The organism is Streptomyces liliifuscus, assembly GCF_016598615.1.
Lineage (GTDB): Bacteria > Actinomycetota > Actinomycetes > Streptomycetales > Streptomycetaceae > Streptomyces > Streptomyces liliifuscus.
In genome coordinates this window covers 8,943,677-8,963,160 of sequence record NZ_CP066831.1, presented here as the reverse complement: position 1 = coordinate 8,963,160, position 19,484 = coordinate 8,943,677, and the positions used below count along the sequence as shown (strand labels likewise).

The 19,484-nt window shown below is 72.0% G+C and carries 18 protein-coding genes; 7 read left to right on the top strand and 11 right to left on the bottom strand.

Translation table 11 applies throughout. From position 1 onward, the window contains the following. Window positions 1-93: 93 nt before the first annotated feature. The 5 genes from JEQ17_RS38725 to JEQ17_RS38705 form a co-directional block, all read right to left on the bottom strand. On the bottom strand, window positions 94-951 hold the full coding sequence (locus JEQ17_RS38725) for an SGNH/GDSL hydrolase family protein (RefSeq protein ID WP_200399586.1): 858 nt from the start codon (window positions 949-951) through the stop codon (window positions 94-96). After that, on the bottom strand, window positions 948-2,141 hold the full coding sequence (locus JEQ17_RS38720) for a glycosyltransferase (RefSeq protein ID WP_200399585.1): 1,194 nt from the start codon (window positions 2,139-2,141) through the stop codon (window positions 948-950). The genes JEQ17_RS38725 and JEQ17_RS38720 overlap by 4 nt, the downstream gene beginning before the upstream one ends. Further along, on the bottom strand, window positions 2,138-3,262 hold the full coding sequence (locus JEQ17_RS38715; protein ID WP_200399584.1) for a glycosyltransferase family 4 protein: 1,125 nt from the start codon (window positions 3,260-3,262) through the stop codon (window positions 2,138-2,140). Before JEQ17_RS38715 ends, JEQ17_RS38720 begins: the two co-directional genes overlap by 4 nt. Window positions 3,263-3,462: 200 nt before the next feature. Continuing rightward, window positions 3,463-4,881, bottom strand: coding sequence for a HEAT repeat domain-containing protein (locus JEQ17_RS38710; RefSeq protein ID WP_200399583.1), 1,419 nt, complete (start codon window positions 4,879-4,881; stop codon window positions 3,463-3,465). A gap of 301 nt (window positions 4,882-5,182) precedes the next feature. Continuing rightward, the gene (locus tag JEQ17_RS38705) at window positions 5,183-5,575 is read right to left on the bottom strand and encodes an ankyrin repeat domain-containing protein (protein ID WP_200399582.1); all 393 of its coding nucleotides are present in this window, start codon (window positions 5,573-5,575) and stop codon (window positions 5,183-5,185) included. A 316-nt stretch (window positions 5,576-5,891) separates the two neighbouring features. Here JEQ17_RS38705 and JEQ17_RS38700 point away from each other — a divergent pair, with 316 nt between their 5' ends. Continuing rightward, complete coding sequence (locus JEQ17_RS38700) at window positions 5,892-6,086, top strand: hypothetical protein (RefSeq protein WP_055611072.1); 195 nt, start codon at window positions 5,892-5,894, stop codon at window positions 6,084-6,086. A 37-nt stretch (window positions 6,087-6,123) separates the two neighbouring features. Continuing rightward, window positions 6,124-7,746, top strand: a complete 1,623-nt coding sequence (locus JEQ17_RS38695) for a P-loop NTPase family protein (protein WP_200399581.1) — start codon at window positions 6,124-6,126, stop codon at window positions 7,744-7,746. 156 nt (window positions 7,747-7,902) lie between these two features. On the opposite strand, the gene JEQ17_RS38690 is transcribed toward JEQ17_RS38695, so the two are convergent. Further along, window positions 7,903-9,402, bottom strand: coding sequence for an SCO1417 family PLP biosynthesis transcription factor (locus tag JEQ17_RS38690; RefSeq protein ID WP_200399580.1), 1,500 nt, complete (start codon window positions 9,400-9,402; stop codon window positions 7,903-7,905). A 100-nt stretch (window positions 9,403-9,502) separates the two neighbouring features. Between JEQ17_RS38690 and yczE the strand changes: the two genes are divergently transcribed. From yczE to JEQ17_RS38670, 4 genes are all read left to right on the top strand, one after another. Beyond that, complete coding sequence (yczE, locus tag JEQ17_RS38685; RefSeq protein ID WP_407700116.1) at window positions 9,503-10,213, top strand: membrane protein YczE; 711 nt, start codon at window positions 9,503-9,505, stop codon at window positions 10,211-10,213. Then, window positions 10,210-10,977: a glycerophosphodiester phosphodiesterase gene (locus JEQ17_RS38680; protein ID WP_200399579.1), complete on the top strand. Its 768-nt coding sequence runs from the start codon at window positions 10,210-10,212 to the stop codon at window positions 10,975-10,977. Before yczE ends, JEQ17_RS38680 begins: the two co-directional genes overlap by 4 nt. Window positions 10,978-11,039: 62 nt before the next feature. Next, window positions 11,040-12,389 carry an MFS transporter gene (locus JEQ17_RS38675; protein ID WP_200399578.1) on the top strand — a complete coding sequence of 450 codons (1,350 nt, stop codon included), beginning with the start codon at window positions 11,040-11,042 and terminating at the stop codon, window positions 12,387-12,389. A 255-nt stretch (window positions 12,390-12,644) separates the two neighbouring features. Beyond that, on the top strand, window positions 12,645-13,019 hold the full coding sequence (locus tag JEQ17_RS38670; protein ID WP_003977404.1) for an RNA polymerase-binding protein RbpA: 375 nt from the start codon (window positions 12,645-12,647) through the stop codon (window positions 13,017-13,019). 359 nt (window positions 13,020-13,378) lie between these two features. On the opposite strand, the gene fxsA is transcribed toward JEQ17_RS38670, so the two are convergent. The 4 genes from fxsA to JEQ17_RS38650 form a co-directional block, all read right to left on the bottom strand. Continuing rightward, complete coding sequence (gene fxsA, locus JEQ17_RS38665; protein ID WP_200399577.1) at window positions 13,379-13,963, bottom strand: FxsA family membrane protein; 585 nt, start codon at window positions 13,961-13,963, stop codon at window positions 13,379-13,381. Window positions 13,964-14,204: 241 nt separating this feature from the next. Then, window positions 14,205-14,972: a polyprenol monophosphomannose synthase gene (locus JEQ17_RS38660; protein WP_200399576.1), complete on the bottom strand. Its 768-nt coding sequence runs from the start codon at window positions 14,970-14,972 to the stop codon at window positions 14,205-14,207. Between the two features lie 524 nt (window positions 14,973-15,496). Then, window positions 15,497-17,122: an amidohydrolase gene (locus tag JEQ17_RS38655; protein ID WP_200399575.1), complete on the bottom strand. Its 1,626-nt coding sequence runs from the start codon at window positions 17,120-17,122 to the stop codon at window positions 15,497-15,499. A gap of 76 nt (window positions 17,123-17,198) precedes the next feature. Beyond that, window positions 17,199-17,639: an Lrp/AsnC family transcriptional regulator gene (locus JEQ17_RS38650; protein WP_055615743.1), complete on the bottom strand. Its 441-nt coding sequence runs from the start codon at window positions 17,637-17,639 to the stop codon at window positions 17,199-17,201. A 264-nt stretch (window positions 17,640-17,903) separates the two neighbouring features. On the opposite strand from JEQ17_RS38650, the gene JEQ17_RS38645 reads away from it, so the two are divergent. Continuing rightward, window positions 17,904-18,332, top strand: coding sequence for a hypothetical protein (locus JEQ17_RS38645; protein ID WP_200399574.1), 429 nt, complete (start codon window positions 17,904-17,906; stop codon window positions 18,330-18,332). Between the two features lie 32 nt (window positions 18,333-18,364). Here JEQ17_RS38645 and JEQ17_RS38640 read toward each other — a convergent pair whose 3' ends face one another. Beyond that, on the bottom strand, window positions 18,365-19,459 hold the full coding sequence (locus tag JEQ17_RS38640) for a phosphotransferase family protein (protein WP_200399573.1): 1,095 nt from the start codon (window positions 19,457-19,459) through the stop codon (window positions 18,365-18,367). Window positions 19,460-19,484: the final 25 nt, after the last annotated feature.

Below are 19,484 nucleotides of genomic sequence, written 5' to 3'. Positions count from 1 at the left end.
GGCCAAGTGCCGGGCGCCCCTTCAGGGGCGCGGGGAACTGCGCGACAAGCCACAACGGACCCGCATCCAGATATCGGCCCACCCCGCGGAGCGCTAGGCCGCGTCCGGCTGCTCGCCGCTCACCGACAGAGCAGCCAGCGCCGCGGCCACCGCATGGGACGCACTGAGGTCGAGCCGCGCGCTCGTCCCCCGCGCCCGGTGACGCACCTCGGACGCGGCCAGGCTGAGGAGTTGGGGCAACAGATCGGTGCAGCGGCGAGCCACCCACCCGGTCCCGGCGGTGGCCAGCCACCACAGGCTGGCCGACCGCGTGGGTTCGGGGAACTCGGGCGCGGCGGAAGGCGCGACCCCCGTCGCGGTGCCCGCCTCGGCGAGCAGCGCGTGGAAGTGGAGCGCGAGCTGCCGATGCCCCCGCTCCCCCGGGTGCAGCCGGTCCGAGCTCCACATGGCCCGGTCGGTGACCCAGTCGCCCTCCGCGGCATGCAGATGCACCGCTCCGTGCCGCTCGGACAGCGCGTGCACGACCGCGTTCACGGCCCGCTGACGCCGAGCGAGCGGGCGGGCCAGCGCCCCGGGCAGCCCCAGCATCGAGCCGGGGTCGGGCAGACAGGCGGTGAGCAGGAGCGCGCCCTGCCCGGTGAACGCGGCGTACACCTCGTCGAGCCGTTCGGCCACGGCGTGGATGTCGAAGGTGCACCGCAGGGTGTCGTTGACGCCGATGACGACCGAGGCGATGTCCGGCCGCTCGGCCAGCGCGGCCGGGGTCTGGCGTTCCAGGACGTCACGCGTCTGGGCGCCGCTGACCGCGAGGTTGACGAACTCCACGGGCGCGTCGGCCGGTGCGAGCCCGGCGGCGAGCAGCGCGGCCCAGCCGCGCCACTCCTCGCCCACGGGATCTCCCACCCCTTCGGTGAGGGAGTCACCGAGCGCCACGAACCGCAGGGGTCTCATACGACGCCCTCCCGAGCCCGTTCCACCGTGGGGGCCGCCGCGGGCGCCTCGGGCCGCCCCACGCGGACCTCGGTGTCGTGGGCGGTGAGGAACGCCTCGACGGCGGCCGGCCATCCGAAACAGGCCGCACGCGCGCGTGCGGCCTCCCGCCGCTCGCTCTCGGGCCGGTCCAGGATCATCCGTATCTCGTCCGCGAACGCCTCTCCGTTGTCCGCGGCGGTGGCTCCGGCGGAGCCGACGACCTCCGAGAGCGCGGAGGAGGCACTGGCGACGACGGGCGTGCCGCAGGCCATCGCCTCCAGGGCCGCGAGCCCGAAGGTCTCGGCGGGCCCGGGGGCGAGGCACACGTCAGCGGAGGCCTGGAGAGCGCTCAGGAGCGCGCGGTCGCCGACATGTCCGAGGAAGGTGACCGGCAGCCGCCGTTCGCGCGCCCGCTGTTCGAGGCGGGCCCGCAGCGGCCCGTCACCGGCCACCACGAGCACCGCGCGCCGCCCGCGGCGCAGCATCGCCTCCAGGGCTTCGAGCGCCGTGCCGGGCCGCTTCTCGACGGACAGCCGGGAGCACATCACGAGCAGGACCTCGTCCTCGCGCGCGTGCCGGGCCCTCAGCCCCGGGTCGCGCAGCGCGGGGTGCCGGCCCTCCAGGTCGACGCCCAGCGGGGCGCGTACGACATTGCGGGCACCGATGCGGACGAACTCGCGCTCCGCGAACTCCGTGGTGCACACGATCCGTGAATAGTGGTGGGCGGTACGGATGTTGAGGGCGTCGGAGGTCCTGCGGGCCATGCCCTCGGAGAGGCCCCAGGTGCGCAGTACGCCGTCGGCGGTCTCGTGGGAGACCATCACGGCGGGCACCCGGGCGCGCCGCGCCCAGACGCCGGTCCAGCGCAGCGTCGTACGGTCGGACACCTCGAGGCGGTCGGGCGCGAGTGCCTCCAGGAGGCCGGCGACACGCCGCTTGTCGGTGAGGACGCGGTAGCCGCCGGTGCCGGGCAGCAGCGGGCCCGGCAGCGTGATCACCCGCCCCTGTTCGGTCTCGCGGTCCGAGGCGCGCTCGCCGGGCACGATCAGTACGGGCTCGTGCCCGGCCGCCAGGTATCCGGCGCCCAGTTCGCGCAGCGCGGTCCGCAGGCCGCCCGAGGCGGGGGCGACGAAGTTGGCGAGCCGGACGATCCGCAGGGGCCTGCTCATGCCGCGACCACCGCCCGTCCGGCGAGCACCTCGGTGTAGTGCCCGATGAGCTGGTCCCCGACGGCCGCCCAGGTGCGGCCCTCGACGGTCCGCCGCGCCTCGGCGCCGTACGCGGCTCGAAGTGCGGGATCGGCGGCGAGCGACCACACCGCGTCGCGCACGGCGGCCTCGTCGCGCGGCGGGACGAGGAGTCCCGTACGCCCGTGCGCCACCAGGTCGAGCGGTCCGCCCGCGGCGGGGGCGACGACCGGGACGCCGCTCGCCATCGCCTCCTGGACGGTCTGGCAGAAGGTCTCGAACGGTCCGGTGTGCACGAAGACGTCCAGCGAGGCGAAGATCCGGGCGAGTTCGTCGCCGGTACGACGGCCCAGGAAGACGGCCCCGGGCAGGGCCTGCGTCAGGCTCGGCTGGCTGGGTCCGTCGCCGACGACGACCACTCGTACGCCGTTCAGGCCGCAGGCTCCGGCGAGGAGTTCGACCTGCTTCTCGGGGGCGAGGCGGCCGACGTATCCGACGATCAGCTCGCCGTTCGGGGCGAGTTCACGGCGGAGTGTGTCGTCCCGGTGTTCCGGCCGGAAACGAACGGTGTCCACACCGCGCTGCCACAGCCGTACCCGGGGCACACCGTGTGCCTCCAGGTCGTGCAGGGCCGGGGTGGACGGGGCGAGGGTGATGTCCGCGGCGGCGTGGACCGAGCGGATGCGACGCCAGGCGGCGGCCTCGCCCGCGTGCACGTAGGTGCGGGCGTAGCCGGCGAGGTCGGTCTGATAGACGGCCACGGCGGGGATGCCGAGCCGGGCGGCGGCCGTCATGCCACGGACGCCGAGGACGAAGGGGCTGGCCAGGTGGACGATGTCGGCGCGGTGTTCGGTGATCGCGGCGGCGACGCGTCGGCTGGGGAGGGCGACGCGGACCTGGGGGTAGCCGGGGAGCGGTAGGGAGGGGACTCGGACGACGGGGCACGGCGCGTGGGCGTCGGGCCCGTTCCCGGCAGCGGTGGCCGGGGCGACGACGATGGGGGCGTGACCGCGCTCGACGAGGTGTCGGGCGGTCTGGAGCGCGCAGTGGGCCACGCCGTTCACATCGGGGGGAAAGGATTCGGTCACGATGACGACACGCATACCCGTGTTGTCGTCGGGCCGGACGTGGACGCGTCAACGTGGATCTTTCCGGATGAGGAACGTCCCGTGAGCGTTGCGCTCCGCATGCCCCTGCATCACAGGCCGGTCACGCTCCGGCGTCCGGGCCCGTACCAATGGGATACGGGCCGACGACGGATCGCTCACACGGCGGTCTCACACCGCTGTCCCACTCGGTCGCCTCACACGGCGGACGCGTCCGGTCCGATGCGGCTGCGTACCGCGGTCTGTACCTCGGCCTCCTCGGCCGGATCGGCGGCGAGCCGCCGGAGCTGGTCGACCACTCGGGCATCACCCGTCTCGGCGTTCCGCGCGGCCACCTCACGGGTGGTCTCCTCGCAGTCCCAGAGACACTCGACGGCGAATCCGGCGGGGAACGAGGGATCGGTGGCGGCCAGCGCACGGGCCGCGCGCCCGCGCAGATGGGACGAGGCGGTCTCCCGGTAGACATGCCGCAGTACGGGGGCCGCGTTGGCGATGCCCAGCCGTCCGGCGCCGTCGACGAGGGTCCACAGGGTCGGGGCGTCGGGCCCGTCGCCCCGGACGGCCTCGCGCAGGGCGCCGAGGACGAGCTCCCGGTCCGCTGCGCCGCCCCGGCAGGCGAGGACGCGCCCGGCGGCCTCTCCGAGGGCGTCGGGGCGGTGGACCCAGCCGCGCGCCCGCTCCACGGCGGCGATGGACCGCATCCGTTCGAAGGCGTCCACGGCGGCGTCCACGACGAGCCGTGAGGCGGAGGCCTGGGCGGCCTCGATGAGATCGAGTACGTCGGGATCCTGGCTGTCGGCGAGATAGCGCAGGGCGGTGCAGCGCGCGCCGTCGTCCCCGGAGCGGGCGGCCTCGAGGATCTCGGGGCGGTCCTCGGGTCCCGCGACGGCCGTGAGGCATCGCGCGGCCGGCACATGGAGGGCCGCTCCGCGTTCGATGCCTTGCTGGGCCCACTCGAAGACGGCCCGCACGCTCCACCCCGGGCGGGGCCCGGACGGTCGCATCTGCCGTTGCCATCGGTCGAAGGAGCCCGCTTCCTGGGCGCCGCGCACACGTGCGCCGATGGATTCGCGGGGATCGTCGGCCCACAGGCGCCAGGGCCGCGGTTCGAAGGAGTCCCGTACGACGACCGCCAACTCGGCCTCGCCCTCGGGATCCGCGGGGAACCGGGCGAGGACGGGGGCCGCCAGGGCGCGCAGTCCGGCGTCGTCGTCGCGCAGCGCCAGTTCGTCGAGGGCCCAGGCCCAGTTGGCGCCGCAGGCGGCGTACCGCCGGAGCAGTTCGAGCGCGTCCCGCCTGCCGTACGAGGCGAGGTGACCGAGGACGGCCAGCGCGAGGCCCGTGCGTGACTCGTCCGTGTCGAGGACGTCGTCCGCGTCGAAGAGGTGCGCCTCGATCTCGTCGAGCTCGCCGCTCAGATCGAGAAAGAGACGTGCGTAGTAGAGGGAGCGGTTCTCCACCTGCCAGTCGTGGCGGGGGTCGCGCAGCACACACTGGTTCAGTGCCGCGAGCGCTTCGGCGCGCGGAGCGGTGAGCGCGTGCAGCGTGCCGTCGCCGCGGCCCCTCTGGAGCAGGCCGAGCAGCGTACCGCTGGGCGCTATGACCGGATCGAACATGGGAAACAGCCTCACATCAAGCGTCGACGCAACCGGGGATCCTGCTTTACCTGGCCGCGTGACAACACGTCGGGGCGCCCGCCGTTTCCTGCTTGCTGTAGACCATCTTCCTCTGCCTCTCGTCGGTGGCCCGTGCGGGCCGCATCACGGTCCGCGCGGTGCGGCAACACCTGCCCAGCCATCGCGTACGTGAATCACGACGTCATGATGACCCAGCGGTTCTCGCTGCCGCGACCGCATTTCCGGCGGCCCCGTACCGCCTCCCCCAAAATCGTTGTTTCGCCTGGTCAAGGCGTCTTGTTCAGTGCACGCCGAACAGTTCGAGCAATTCGGCCTTGCCGAACATCCGAGCCGTGTCGACGGCGGAGGGCGTGCCCGCCGAGGGGTCCGCACCGGCGTCGAGGAGGACCCGGATCACGGCGTCCTCGCCCTTGAACACGGCTCCGGCGAGCGGAGTCTGGCCTCGGTCGTTGATGCGGTCGGCCTCGGCGCCGCGCTCCAGGAGGGCGCGGACCGCGTCGGCGTGGCCGTGGTAGGCGGCCAGCATCACGAGCGAGTCGCCGCGGTCGTTGGTGAGATTGGCCGGAACACCCGCGTCCACATACGCCACCAGCGCCTCGGTCTGCCCCTTCCGGGCCAGATCGAAGATCTTGGTCGCCAGCTCCACGACCTCGGGGTCGGGGGCTTCACTCATCGGCGGGACCGCCTCTCACTGCGACAACACATGCGACAACGAACGGGACTGCGGGAACGTGCGGCCGTCAGCGGTGCGGCCGTACGAGTGAATCGCCAGCGTACTGGCTTCGCGGGCACATGACCGGGCCCGGCCGAGGCAAAGATCACCACGAATCCGGCAAACCGTCGAGCGGCCGCCCTGGAGGCCCTGTCAGGCAGGGCCATCGGGGTGAAATAAGCGGAATTTCACTCTGTTGCACCTTTTATCGTATGGATACATCCTGTGAGCCTGGAAGTACTCATGGTGACTGTCCCCATCGACCAGGAGAACTCTCATGATCCTGTCCATCTCAGGTGTGGTGCTGCTCGGCATCATCGTCTTCCTCTTCTTCCGCAAGGACGGCCTCAAGGCCTCGCACGCGCTGGTCTGCGCCCTCTTCGGGTTCTACCTCGCGGGCACGGCCATCGCTCCGAGCATCACGGCAGGCGGCGCGAGCCTGGCCGGGCTGCTCGGCGGGATCAAGTTCTGACGCCCATCCCGTTCGCACGCACCTCCAGGAGACAGCAGTGGCCCGGCGCCCTCTTCCCCGCATTCTGAGTACCGGCAGCGCGCAGATCGCCCGCAGTCGGGACCTGGCCCGGACGGCCGCCGACAGCGCCACCGACGTCCTTCACCCACTGATCACGGTCACCCGTGGACTGCGCCGGCTGGCTGCCGCCGGACGGCGCAAGTGGGCGGACACCCCCAAGGACCGGCGCGGTCCACTGCTGTTCCTGGTGGCTTCGGTCGTCCTGGTCGTGGCCCTCGTCCCGTACGGGCCGCTGCTCGCCATCGTCACCCTGATGGGTGCATCGGCGTGGCACGGCAGGGACCGCACCCCGACCGGGCCGTCAGGACCCGACGAGGCGCAGGCCAAGCGCCTCGAATCGCTCTACGAAGCACTCGTCCCCTACTTCTCGGTTCCCGAGGACCCGGCCCCGCTCTACGCCCACGGCGGCGAGTGGGACAAGGCCTTCACCTCGTACGAGTTCGACGACACCGGCCGTGTCTCGCATCTCTCGCTCCACTACCCCGCGTACTTCACCGACGGGGAGGCGGACGCGCGTGCCCGTATCGAGCAGTTGCTGCACACCAAGTCGGGCCGCGGGCGCGAGTACCGCTTCGCGTGGGACGAGGAGGGCAACCAGCTCTCGGTCACGGTGCTGCCGCCGCTTCCCACCGATGTCGCCGCCCAGCGTTTCGTCACGGCCCCGGGCGAGACCGTCCTCGGCTTCACCGACCCGGCCGGCGTCCAGCGCACGCTTCCGCTCACCTTCGGCGAGGAGCGGCGGGACGCCCCGCCGGTCGTCTGGCGCACGGGCGCGCGTTCGACCGAGCCGCATCTGCTCGCGGTCGGCGGGCCCGGCAGCGGCACGACCACCCTGCTGCGCTCGATGGCGCTGCAGGCCCTCCAGCACGGCGACGTACTGATCGTCGAGGGCGGCGGCAGCGGCGAGTTCGCGTGTCTGACCGGCCGCGACGGCGTCCTGGGCATCGAGTGCGGCCTGGCGGGCGCGCTGGCGAGCCTGGAGTGGGCGGCGCACGAGACGGAGCGCCGGCTCATCGCCGCGAACCGCGCCCGGCAGGCGGGGCACACCCCGCCGGAGGACACCAGGCGTCCCCTCTGGCTGCTCCTCGACCGTCCGACGGTGCTCGGCCATCTCGCGGCGGCCGACGGCCGCAAGGACCCCCAGTCCCTCCTCCAGGTGCCGCTGCGCCACGGCCGCGCGGCGGGTGTGACGGTGGTGGTGGCCGAGCAGTTCGACGCCCTGGAGTCACTGAGCGAGGCGGTACGCGGGCACACACGCGCGCGTGTCGTGCTCGGTCCCGCGTCCACGGGCCAGCTCGAAGCGGTGCTCGGGTCTCCCCCGCCCACGACTCCGACACCGGACGTGCCGCCCGGCCGCGGCTACGCCCGGCTGGGTTCGGGCCCGGTCCACCGTCTCCAGGTCCCGGCGACCCCGGACCCGTACGACGAGGCGACGAGCGAGGCCCACCGTCGGGCGGTGGTCGGTCTGCTGCCGGCGCGCACGACTCCGGCGGACGCCGAGCCGACGGGCCCGGCACCGGCGGACCTCGCGGACGCAGCCCCGGAAAGCCCCGTGCGCTTCACCGCTCCGGGTGCCTTGGGCGTCCCCGCGGAAGGCTGAACGGGCAGAGGGCGAGGCGCCACGCACGAGAACGCGTGGCGCCCTCTCTCCGTCCACTCCCCTCGCCACTGGCCGGTCGGCAGCGGCCAGGAGTGCCGAGCGTTGCCGGAGCGCAGGGCTCTGGGGACGTCACCGCACAAGGCGCATCCGGAAGCGTCACGCCACGAACGTGCGCGGCGACTCCGTTCCGCCGTTCGCCCCCGACTCCACCAGCCGGGCGGCCGCGGCCAGGCGCGTCGCCGCCTCGTCGGCCACCGCGCCGCCGACGGTGAACGGCAGCCGCACATAGCCCTCGAAGGCACCGTCGACCCCGAAGCGGGGCCCGGAGGGCACGCGCACGCCCACCCGCTCACCGACCTCGGCCAGCCGTGAACCGGACAGTCCGCCGGTACGCACCCACAGGGTGAGCCCGCCGCGCGGCACGTCGTACTCCCAGCCGGGCAGTTCACGGCGCAGGGCCGTCACGAGCGCGTCGCGGTTCTCGCGGGCCTGGGTGCGCCGGATGTCCACGGCCTGCTCCCAGCCACCGGTGCTGAGCAGCCAGTTCACGGCGAGCTGCTCCAGGACGGGGGTGCCGAGGTCCGCGTACGCGCGGGCCGCGACCAGACTGCGGATCACGTCGGGAGCGGCACGGACCCAACCGATCCGCATCCCCGCCCAGAACGCCTTGCTGGCCGAGCCGACGGTGATGACCGTGGACCCGGCCGGGTCGAAACCGCAGACGGGACGCGGCATTTCGACGCCCTCGTCCAGATGGAGCTCGCTCATGGTCTCGTCCACGATCAGCACCGTGCCGGCGGAGCGGGCCGCGTCGACGAGCCGCCGCCGCTGGTCCTCGTCGGCGAGCGCGCCGGTCGGGTTGTGGAAGTCCGCGACGACATAGGCCAGCCGGGGCGCCGCGTCGCGCAGCACCTGCCGCCAGCGGTCCATGTCCCAGCCCGCCAGCCCCTCGGCCATGGCGACGGGCACCAGCCGGGCCCCGGCCTCGCGCATCAGCTGAAGGATGTTGGCGTAGGACGGCGACTCGACGGCGATGCGTTCGCCGCGCCCGGCGAAGAGGTGACAGATGGCGTCGATGGCGCCCATGGCCCCGGTGGTCACCATGATCTGTTCGGGCATGGTCGGGATGCCGCGCGCGGTGTACCGCTCGGCCAGCATCTCGCGCAGCGCGGGCAGCCCCGCCGGATAGTCGCCGTGCGTGTGGGCGTACGGCGGTAGCTCCTCCAGCGCGCCCTGGACGGCACGGGTGAGCCATGGCTCGGGGGCGGGCAGGGCCGCGCAGCCCAGGTCGATCATGGAGCCGAGGGCCTCGGGCGGCAGCGGTTCCAGGCCGCGCGCGGGCAGTGGGTTCCCGGCCGGTACGGCCGTCCAGCTGCCCGCTCCCCTGCGGGACTCCAGGAACCCTTCGGCGCGCAGCGCCTCGTAGGCGGCCGCCACCGTGGTGCGGCTCACGGACAGGGAGAGGGCCAGTTCGCGCTCGGCGGGGAGCCGTGCGGCGACGGGGACGCGCCCTTCGAGGACGAGCAGACGCACGCCGTCGGCGAGGGCGCGATAGGCGGGCGGACGGCGTGTGCCGGGGCCCGCGGGGCGCTCCTGCTGGGAGTTGAGCAGCCGCGCGAGCTGAGCGGCACCCACCGCCGAGGTCCACTGCGCCATGATTTCCAGTCCACCTTCCCCGAATTGGCCATGGAAGAGGTTTCTTCTCAAGCCACAGAGTGTCACGGGCCAGGCCACTATCACCACCAGGGGGCACATCTTGTCCACTCCGCCGTCGGATCGGCCGTCGGATCGGCTGTCGGGTCCGCCATCGAGCCCGCGATCGAGGCACCTCACCCGCCGACTGCTCCAGCTGTACGCGGGTCTGGCGCTGTACGGCGCGAGCGTGGCCCTCCTCGTGGAGGCGGGCCTGGGCCTGGCGCCCTGGAGCGTCCTGGACCAGGGCCTCGCCGAGATGACCGGACTGACGATCGGCGTCGTGTCGATCATCGTGGGCGCCGTGGTGCTGCTCCTGTGGATCCCGATGCGCCAGCGCCCGGGCCTCGGCACGGTCTCCAACGTCTTCGTGGTCGGGATCGCCATGGACGGCACGCTCGCCCTGGTCCCGGACGCGCACGCGCTCGGAATCCGCATCCCCCTGCTGGTGGCGGGCATCCTCCTCAACGGTGTGGCGACCGGCCTCTACATAGCGGCCCGTTTCGGTCCGGGCCCGCGCGACGGCCTGATGACGGGCCTCCACCGGCGCACCGGCCGCTCGATCCGTCTGGTGCGTACGGCCATCGAGGTGGCCGTGGTGGCCACGGGCTTCGTCCTCGGCGGCACGGTCGGCGTGGGCACGGTCCTGTACGCGGTGGCCATCGGCCCGCTGGCCCAGCTCTTCCTGCGCGTGTTCGCCGTCCCCTCGGCATCATCGGGCGGCAGCACGGTCGTTGCCGCCGGGCCACCGGAGCAGGCGATACTGCGCGGGTGAGCACCCGTATACGCCACCCCTACCTCGACCATCCCGGCCCGATCGCCTTCGCCCACCGGGGCGGGGACGCTGACGGCCTGGAGAACACCGCGGCACAGTTCCGGCGCGCGGTCGAGGCCGGCTACCGATACATCGAGACCGATGTACACGCCACGGCGGACGGAAAACTCGTCGCCTTCCACGACGCGACGCTGGACCGGGTGACCGACGGGGCGGGCCGGATAGCGGACCTCCCCTGGGACGACGTGAGCCACGCGCGCGTGGCGGGATCGGAACCGGTCCCCCTCTTCGAGGAGCTGCTGGAGACGTTCCCGGACGTCCGCTGGAACGTCGACATCAAGGCGGAGCCCGCCCTGCACCCCCTGCTCGACCTGATCCGCCGCACCGGCTCCTGGGACCGCGTCTGCGTCGGTTCCTTCTCCGAGGCGCGGGTCGCCCGCGCGCAGCGCCTGGCAGGTCCGCGCCTGGCCACCTCGTACGGCACCCGGGGCGTCCTCGGACTGCGTCTGCGGTCGTGGGGGATCCCGGCCCCGCTGCGCCGCTCGGCGGTCTGCGCCCAGGTGCCGGAGTCCCAGTCGGGCATCCCCGTGGTCGATCACCGGTTCGTGCGCGCGGCCCACGCGCGCGGGCTGCAGGTCCACGTCTGGACGGTCAACGACCCCGCACGGATGCACCGGCTCCTGGACCTGGGAGTCGATGGCATCATGACCGATCACATCGAGACGCTGCGCGGGGTCCTGGAGGACCGCGGCACCTGGGTCTGACGGCCCCGGCGCCCCGCGCGGCGTCCGCGTACGGGGACTGCGACGGGGAAGCGAGGGCACGGGTGGGCACCGACACCGTGCGGGAACAAGCGGCCGACGAGGCCGCGGAACGGCGGCGCGAACAACGCGGCTGGTACGTCTACGACTGGGCCTGCTCCGTCTACTCGACGAGCGTCCTCACCGTCTTCCTCGGCCCCTATCTGACCTCGGTCGCCAAGGCGGCCGCGGACGCCGACGGATTCGTGCACCCGCTGGGGATCCCCCTGCGCGCCGGTTCCTTCTTCGCGTACTGCGTGTCGGCGTCCGTCATCCTGTCGATCTTCGTGATGCCGCTGGCGGGCGCGGCGGCCGACCGCACGGGCCGCAAGAAGCCGCTCCTCGCGGTCGCCGCCTATCTGGGAGCCGCGGCCACCGCGGGCATGTTCTTCCTGGACGGCGACCGCTATCTGCTGGGCGGCCTCCTGCTGATTGTGGCCAACGCCTCACTGGCCGTCTCGATGGTGCTCTACAACTCCTACCTCCCCCAGATCGCCCCGCCCGAGGAGCGCGACGCCGTCTCGTCGAGAGGCTGGGCCTTCGGCTACGCGTCGGGCGCGCTGGTCCTGGTCGCGAACCTGATCCTCTACACGGCCCACGACACCTTCGGCGTCTCGGAGTCGACGGCGGTCCGCATCTGCCTGGCCTCGGCCGGTATCTGGTGGGGCGCCTTCACGCTCGTACCGCTCAAACGGCTGCGCGACCGCCGCACGACGCCCTCCTCGGGTACGTCCACGCACGGCTGGCGGCAGCTGGCGGCCACGTGGCGGGACATGCGCCACCAGCCACTGACGCTCGCCTTCCTGCTCGCCTATCTGGTCTACAACGACGGCATCCAGACGGTCATCTCCCAGGCATCCGTGTACGGATCCGAGGAACTGGGTCTCGACCAGTCGACGCTGATCGTCGCCGTGCTGCTGGTCCAGCTGCTCGCGGTGGCAGGGGCGCTCGGGATGGGGCGACTCGCCCGGACGTACGGCGCCAAACGGACCATCCTCGGCTCGCTGATCGCCTGGACGGTGACGCTGGCCGCGGGTTACTTCCTGCCCGCCGGCGCGCCCGTCTGGTTCTTCGTCCTCGCCGCCGGCATCGGGCTCGTCCTCGGCGGCAGCCAGGCGCTGTCCCGGTCCCTGTTCTCGCATCTGGTGCCGCCGGGCAAGGAGGCCGAGTACTTCTCGGCGTACGAGATGAGCGACCGCGGTATGAGCTGGCTCGGCCCTCTTCTGTTCGGTCTGACGTACCAGCTAACCGGAAGTTATCGGGACGCGATCATCTCGCTCGTGGCCTTCTTCGTGCTGGGATTCGTGCTGCTCGCGAGGGTTCCGGTACGCCGGGCTGTGCGCGACGCGGGCAACCCCGTTCCGGACAGGATTTAGCGCCGGAGGCCAAAGGCCGGTAGTGTACGCGTTTGGCCTGCCAGGCGTACCGTTACTGCGCGTCAAAGATGCCGAAACGCTGGGTGACATCTGCCCTCAGATGTGACAAACCGGGCGCAGGTGGGTACAACAAGGGGCGGCTACGACGGCGACGCATGACCCGGAACGGGAATCTTTACCGCCGACCGGACGTTGACCGGATGACGACGACAGCGACACCTGTCCTGTGGGCGACAAGCCCGGGAGGCACGATTCATGAGTGAGCGAGCTCTTCGCGGCACGCGCCTCGTGGTGACCAGCTACGAGACGGACCGCGGCATCGACCTGGCCCCGCGCCAGGCCGTGGAGTACGCATGCGAGAAGGGCCATCGATTCGAGATGCCCTTCTCGGTGGAGGCGGAGATCCCGCCGGAGTGGGAGTGCAAGGTCTGCGGGGCCCAGGCACTCCTGGTGGACGGCGACGGCCCTGAGGAAAAGAAGGCCAAGCCCGCGCGCACGCATTGGGACATGCTGATGGAGCGGCGCACGCGAGAGGAACTCGAAGAGGTCCTCGAAGAGCGCTTGGCTGTACTTCGCTCCGGAGCCATGAACATCGCGGTCCACCCTCGGGACAGCCGCAAGTCCGCGTAACCCCTCCGGGGGTTGGGCGGCATACAACGCACGCACCCAACCGCGGGTGCCGTACCTCCGGGTACGGTGCCTGCGGTTTTGTGCGTTCGGGTGACTTTTGGGCGCCTTGTCCTCAAGCGCCGGACGGGCTGAAATACGCGGGCGGGCGCGCTGTGGCTGGTCGCGCAGTTCCCCGCGCCCCTTAGGTATCCCGGCCCGCAGGTATCTCAGCTCGCCAAGGCATTTCAGCCCGTCCGGCGTTTGAGGAGCGGGGGTTCGGGGGCGGAGCCCCTGAAAAGGGACGATGGGGGTCCCCCCGCTCGAGCGAAGCCGAGAGTGGGGGAGGGTAGGGGCGGCGGGGGCGAAGAAAAGCCCTAGGCTCAGCCGTTCAGCGGGGGCCTCGGGCCCGAGTCCTCCTGACGACGGTCCCGCGACTCGTCGTCACGGATGACCTCGCCAGGAACGACCTTCCCGTCGGGCCGATGGATACGCACCTGCTGGAAGGCACCCCCGAGCGTCCCAGCACCGGCCTCCCGCATCTTGCGCTCAAACGTCCGCTCCGCATACCGGCTCAACCCCTTCTGCACTGGCGGCACCAACAGAAGCAGCCCGAGCGCGTCGGAGATGAGCCCGGGAAGCATCAGCAGCAGCCCGCCCAGCATCATCAGCCCGTTGCCCTCGGAATTCGTACCGCCCTGCGGCAACGCCCCGCTCTGCTGTTGCTGCAGCGTCTCGCTCAGTGCGCGAAAGGCACGGCGTCCGGCCCGCTTGATGACCACGGAGCCGAGGACGAATCCGGCGACCAGCAGCAGGAAGACGGTGAAGCCGCTCGTGGCGCCCGCCACCATGATCAGCAGCCAGATCTCCAGCACCAGCCATGCGGCGATGCCGAGCGGCAGATACCTGAGCGGGCCGGAGCGCCGGGGCCGTGCGGGGTGGGGCGGAGTCGAAGCGCCAGTCGTCATGCGTCCAGTGTGCCTGGGCACGGCTCAGTACGGGATAAACGCGTGGTCAGCACCACCTGTGAAGCGGAGCCGCCCGCCTCCGACAGCGGGACCACACAAGAACCGGCCATCGGCCCCGATCGCGGGGCCCCGAACCGGCGCCCCAGGCCCGAGGCCCCAGAGCCAAAACCCGGGCCCCGGACCTTACCCGTCGGCCCTCAGCCCTCAGCCCTCACGCTTAACCCCTCGCCCCGAACCCGCCTCAGGACTTCCGACGCCCGCGAATCCGGTCCGCCCGCTCCCCGACCCCCCACGTGGTCACCCTCCACAGGGCCTCCACCAGGATGTCGCGGCTCATCTTGGAGTCGCCCAGCTCGCGTTCGACGAAGGTGATGGGCACCTCGACCACGTGATAGCCGGCCTTGACGGCGCGGCGGGCCAGGTCGACCTGGAAGCAATAGCCCTGCGAGGAGACCTCACCGAGGCCGAGGCCCTCCAGGGTCTCGCGGCGGAAGGCGCGGTAGCCGCCGGTGACGTCGCGGATCGGCACGTCGAGCATGACGCGCGAGTACAGGCTGCCGCCGCGCGAGATGAACTCACGGGACTTGGGCCAGTTGACCACCCGCCCGCCCGGCACCCAGCGGGACCCGAGCACGAGGTCGGCCCCCTTGAGGGCGGTGAGCAGCCGGGGCAGTTCCTCGGGCTGGTGCGAGCCGTCGGCGTCCATCTCGACCAGTACGCCGTACCCGTTCTCCAGGCCCCAGCGGAAGCCCGCGAGATAGGCGGCGCCGAGGCCTTCCTTGCCCTTGCGGTGCAGCACGTGGACCTGGTCGTCCTCGACGGTCAGTTCGTCGGCGAGTTTGCCGGTGCCGTCGGGGCTGTTGTCGTCGGCGATCAGAACGTGCGCCGCGGGCACGGAGGCCCGCACCCGGCCGACGATCGCCTTGATGTTCTCCGCCTCGTTGAAGGTCGGGATGATCACCAAGGTCGTGCCGAGCGGACCGAACTGTCGCCCACCACCGTCGTTCACAGCTTCCCCTTAAGACTTCCGTGCGAGGGGCTCCACCATAGCGAGCGTCGCTCTTCAGGCCGGTGAGGCACCGACGTGAAAGTTCCCGGAAGAGGGCCGGAAAGGGGCCAGAAGGAGGTGGGACTGCGGATCGGGGCCCGGCGCCCTTCGGGCCGACCTGGGACCCGCTGGCTGCGGGTCGACCGAAAGCCGTTGTCTACTGAGCGTCCGGGCCCCACCCGGGTCACACCATCCGAGCCGGAACGTTCCCTCGCCCCGTGGCGCGGGCGCTGGGCCTGGCTCCCAGTGGTGGTGTACCGGTGCGGCACACCACCCCTGACCCAACTGCGCGGCGGCGACTGCGCGGAAGTTCACCGGTCGGACGTCCGGTGGTGGACCCGGCCGAACCTACCGGCCACCTGCCGCTCGCTGTCAACAGTCGTTTGACCTGCTGGTTTTCCCTCAAATGCCTGGTCAGCGCGGAGGATACGCAGGTCGAGCGACGGGGCGCCGGGCCATGATCGACGCCGCGCCACCCCGGGACATCACTCGTCCGGCCGTACGAATACCGTCCGTCCGCCCACGACCGTCCGCAGACAGACGGGCAGTCGCGCGCCGGGCGTGAGGTCGGGCAGTCCGGGGGTGCCGGAGCGCGGGTCGGTCGACCAGCGGGCGACCCGGTCGTCCGGGGCCTGGACGACGAGCTCGTCGGTGCGCCACACGGCGTAGTCCGCGGGCGCGCCGGGTACCAGGAGGCCCGCGTCGTCGCGTCCGACCGCCCGCCAGCCGCCCCGCGTATGCGCCGTGAACGCGGCGCGCACGGACACCCGGTGCTCCGGGGTGCGGTGGAAGGCCGCGGCGCGGACGGTGCCCCACGGGTCGAGCGGTGTGACGGGGCTGTCGGAGCCGAAGGCCAGCGGCACCCCGGCCCGCAGCAGGGCCGCGAACGGGTTGAGCGCCCGCGCCCGCTCGGCGCCGAGGCGTTCGACGTACATACCGTCCTCGCCGCCCCACAGCGCGTCGAAGACCGGCTGGACCGAGGCGGTGAGGCCGAGTTCGGCGAAGGCGGCGATCGTCTCCGGGGTGAGCATCTCGGCGTGCTCGACCCGGTGCCTGGCGGCGCGTACGCGGGCCAGGCCGACCTTCTCGGCGGCGGCGCGGACTCCGTCGACCACGGATGTCACCGCGGCGTCCCCGATGGCGTGGAAGCCCGCCTGGAGGCCCGCCTCGGTGCATGCCACCACATGGGCGGCGACGGCGGCGGCGTCCAGGTAGGCGGTGCCGGTGTGCTCGGCGTCGGTGTACGGCTGGTGGAGGCAGGCCGTGTGCGAGCCGAGGGCGCCGTCCACGAAGAGGTCGCCCGCGGCGCCGACCGCTCCCAGCGCCCGGGCCTTCGCCACGCCCTCCTCCCCCTGTTCGGCCCAGTAGCCGACGACCCGGGGCCCGGTCTCCTCCGCGGCGAGCCGCAGCAGCCCGGTGAAGTCGTCCTCGGAGGAGATCTCCGGGCCCGCGCACTCGTGGACGGAGCCGATGCCGAGCGAGGCCGCGTGCTTCAGCGCGGCGCGCTGGGCCTCGGTGCGCTGCTCCGGCGTCACGGCTGCGAACGCGGTGGCGCGTACGGCGTGATGGGCGTCGCGGGTCAGCGGTTCGCCGTCCTCGAAGCCGGCCGCCCGGCGTACGCCCGGCGCCATGTCCAGCAGTGCCGTGGTGGCGACGGCCGAGTGGACGTCGATCCGGCTGAGGTAGAGCGGGCGTCCGCCGGTGGCCTCGTCCAGCTCGTCCCGCCGGGGAGGCCGCCGCTCGGGCCAGCGGGACGCGTCCCAGCCGTGCCCGAGGAGTACCCGGTCGGCGGGGCGGGCGGCCGCGAAGTCCCGTACGAGGGTGATCGCCTCGCCGAGGGTGCGGGCGTCGGAGAGGTCGAGGCCGGTGAGGGCGAGTCCGGTGGCCGTGGTGTGCACATGCGCGTCGGTGAACGCCGGGGTGACGAGCGCCCCTTCGAGGTCCAGCACCTCGTCGACACCGTCCGCGAACGCGTCGGCCGCGCCCTCGGAGCCGACCCAGGCGACCTGCCCGCGTTCCACGACCATCGCGGTGGCGAACGGGTCGGCGGGACTGTGCACCTCCCCGCCGCGCAGCAACATCGTTCGGGGGGTGGCGGTGCTCTCACTCATGGGGAACAGTCTCGCCCCTCGGCGCACCCGCCCCGCGCACGGGGGTCCCACACTCGGGGTCTCACGCGCGCGGGCGTCAGATCTTCGGTGGCCGGGCCTCGTACGGCGTGGAGAGAACCACCGTCGTACGTGTCGAGACGCCCGCCAGCGTGCGCACGCGCGCGAGGAGTTCCTCCAGCTCGTGCGGTGTCGAGACGCGGACCTTGAGGATGTAGTTCTCATCGCCCGCGACGCTGTGGCAGGCCTCGAGTTCGGGGACGTCGGCCAGCCGTTCGGCGATGTCGTCGGGGGCGCTGGGGTCGAACGGTTTCACCGAGATGAAGGCGGTGATCGGCAGCCCGACGGCTTCCGGGTCGACGACCGCGGCATAGCCGCGGATGACGCCCCGCTGCTCAAGCCGGCGCACCCGCTGGTGCACGGCCGACGTGGACAGGCCCGTGGCCTTGCCCAGGTCGGTGTAGCTCATCCGCCCGTCTTCGACGAGCAGCTGCACGATGTGGCGGTCCAGCTCCTCCATGGCGGAGAACCTACATGCCCTTGATCCCCTCGGGTACTCTGCGGCGCAGGTCATACCCTGTTTGTGATGTGGCCTGAAGAAGCGGGCGAGACACCCGGGGGACAAAACCACCGGGTCGGGCACCTGCACGCGGCATGTGACGAACGCCACATCGCGGCGGTCGGTTCCGTGATGTTCTCGTGATTACCGCAGAGACGGGGCGGGAAGTGCTTGCTGTGGTCGAGGTCGCAGTGCCTTGTCGGCCCACCCGAGGGGGAGTAGCCCATGCAGAGTCTGAAGCGCCCTGGTCGCACCGCGCCCAAGCGGCAGCAGCCCGTCGTCGAGCCCGAGCCGGAGGGCGTCGAATCTGACGCCGAGGAGTTCGACGCGTACGACACCTTCGAGATGTACCGGGTGATCTGCCCGGACTGCGCGCAGCCCATCGCGCTCCTCGCGGACGAGGAGATCCTGCCGGAGCACGCGCTGTGCGCGTCGCCGTGGAACCCGTTCGGGCTCACGGTCTGCGCAGGTACGGGCCGTACGGCGGCCGAGGCCCGGCCCGCCGACGAGACGATGGAGGCTCAGGAGCAGGACACCGCCCTGCTGTTGACGCTCCCTCAGGGTCTCGACTGGCGTACGCAGCCGTTCTCGCACGTCGGGGGCCCCGGCTCGCGCCCCATGCGGGTACCGGTGATGCGCGACCAGGCCGCCTGAGAAGCACAGGCCGGTTTCCGCCTGAGCGGTCCTCAGTTCCCGTAACTGCCCTGCACCATGGCTCGCAGGCTGTCGTGGTGCAGGATCAGTGTGTCCGGATCCGCGGGGACGGCGCTCTCACCGAAGTGCACCTGCCGGTAGGCGACGCGCAGCATGACGACCGCGTGCCGCAGGGCGGCGTACAGGATGTGGAAGTCCATGTCCCGCGGTGTGTGGCCGGTGAGTTCGGCGTAGCGCGACTCCACGTGGTCCCGGCGCAGGAAGCCGGGCAGTCCGGGCTGGCCGAAGCTCACGGTGAGGTCCTGGAAGAAGCGGTGCAGGTAGATCATCCAACCGAGGTCGACCTCGCGCGGGGCCAGTGCCGCCATCTCCCAGTCGAGGACCGCGGCGGGTTCGAAGCCGTCATAGATGACGTTTCCGATGCGTGCGTCACCCCAGCTGAGGACCGTCTCGCCCTCGTCGTGCGGCCACAGCGCGTCGAGCCGGTCGAAGGCGTCCTCGATCAGGGGCGATCGTGACAGCCCGTCAATCACCCATTCGTAGTACGTGCGTTGGGCCTCCACATGACGTCGTAGCGCGCTGCCGTCTCCGGGCGAGACGAGGAAGTCAGCCTCGCCCACCGGGACTTGGTCGTGGAGCCGGGCGAGGAGTCCGACGGAGGCGTCCTCAAGTCGCTCCCGCTCGGCGTCACTTGCCGCGTGCAGCCAGTTGCCCTCGTACGTGTAGGGCATGACGTCCGGCGGTACGCGGCCCTGCACGCGCTCCATGACGAAGAAGGGCGCCCCGAGGGACCCCGGGTCCTCCTCCAGCCACTGCACCCGCGGCACGGGCACGTCCGTGCGGTCCGCCACCAGCCGCATGGTGCGGTACTGCCGCGGCAGGTCGTAGACCGGGAAGACGGTGTACGCCGCCGGGTCCGCCGCGAGCCTCAACGCGCAGGCACGCAGCGGGGGTTCGGGGTGCTCGATGTCGAAGAGCAGGGTCTCGCTGGAGAGTCCGTTGGAGGCGGGGACACGGACGTCGACCGCCTTGGCGCCGGGCAGCCGTCCGGCGAGCCAGGCGGTCAGCCGCTGCGCGAGTTCCTCCGGGTCACGTGTGGTCGTACGCGGACGGGGTGCCGTTGCCATCGCTCCACTCCCTTCCTCGCGTCAA

Coding starts and splice junctions, on each gene's coding strand:
- JEQ17_RS38725 (WP_200399586.1), bottom strand. CDS start 951: ATGAGACCCCTGCGGTTCGTGGCGCTCGGTGACTCCCTCACCGAAGGG.
- JEQ17_RS38720 (WP_200399585.1), bottom strand. CDS start 2,141: ATGAGCAGGCCCCTGCGGATCGTCCGGCTCGCCAACTTCGTCGCCCCC.
- JEQ17_RS38715 (WP_200399584.1), bottom strand. CDS start 3,262: ATGCGTGTCGTCATCGTGACCGAATCCTTTCCCCCCGATGTGAACGGC.
- JEQ17_RS38710 (WP_200399583.1), bottom strand. CDS start 4,881: ATGTTCGATCCGGTCATAGCGCCCAGCGGTACGCTGCTCGGCCTGCTC.
- JEQ17_RS38705 (WP_200399582.1), bottom strand. CDS start 5,575: ATGAGTGAAGCCCCCGACCCCGAGGTCGTGGAGCTGGCGACCAAGATC.
- JEQ17_RS38700 (WP_055611072.1), top strand. CDS start 5,892: ATGATCCTGTCCATCTCAGGTGTGGTGCTGCTCGGCATCATCGTCTTC.
- JEQ17_RS38690 (WP_200399580.1), bottom strand. CDS start 9,402: ATGGCGCAGTGGACCTCGGCGGTGGGTGCCGCTCAGCTCGCGCGGCTG.
- JEQ17_RS38670 (WP_003977404.1), top strand. CDS start 12,645: ATGAGTGAGCGAGCTCTTCGCGGCACGCGCCTCGTGGTGACCAGCTAC.
- fxsA (WP_200399577.1), bottom strand. CDS start 13,963: ATGACGACTGGCGCTTCGACTCCGCCCCACCCCGCACGGCCCCGGCGC.
- JEQ17_RS38655 (WP_200399575.1), bottom strand. CDS start 17,122: ATGAGTGAGAGCACCGCCACCCCCCGAACGATGTTGCTGCGCGGCGGG.
- JEQ17_RS38650 (WP_055615743.1), bottom strand. CDS start 17,639: ATGGAGGAGCTGGACCGCCACATCGTGCAGCTGCTCGTCGAAGACGGG.
- JEQ17_RS38645 (WP_200399574.1), top strand. CDS start 17,904: ATGCAGAGTCTGAAGCGCCCTGGTCGCACCGCGCCCAAGCGGCAGCAG.
- JEQ17_RS38640 (WP_200399573.1), bottom strand. CDS start 19,459: ATGGCAACGGCACCCCGTCCGCGTACGACCACACGTGACCCGGAGGAA.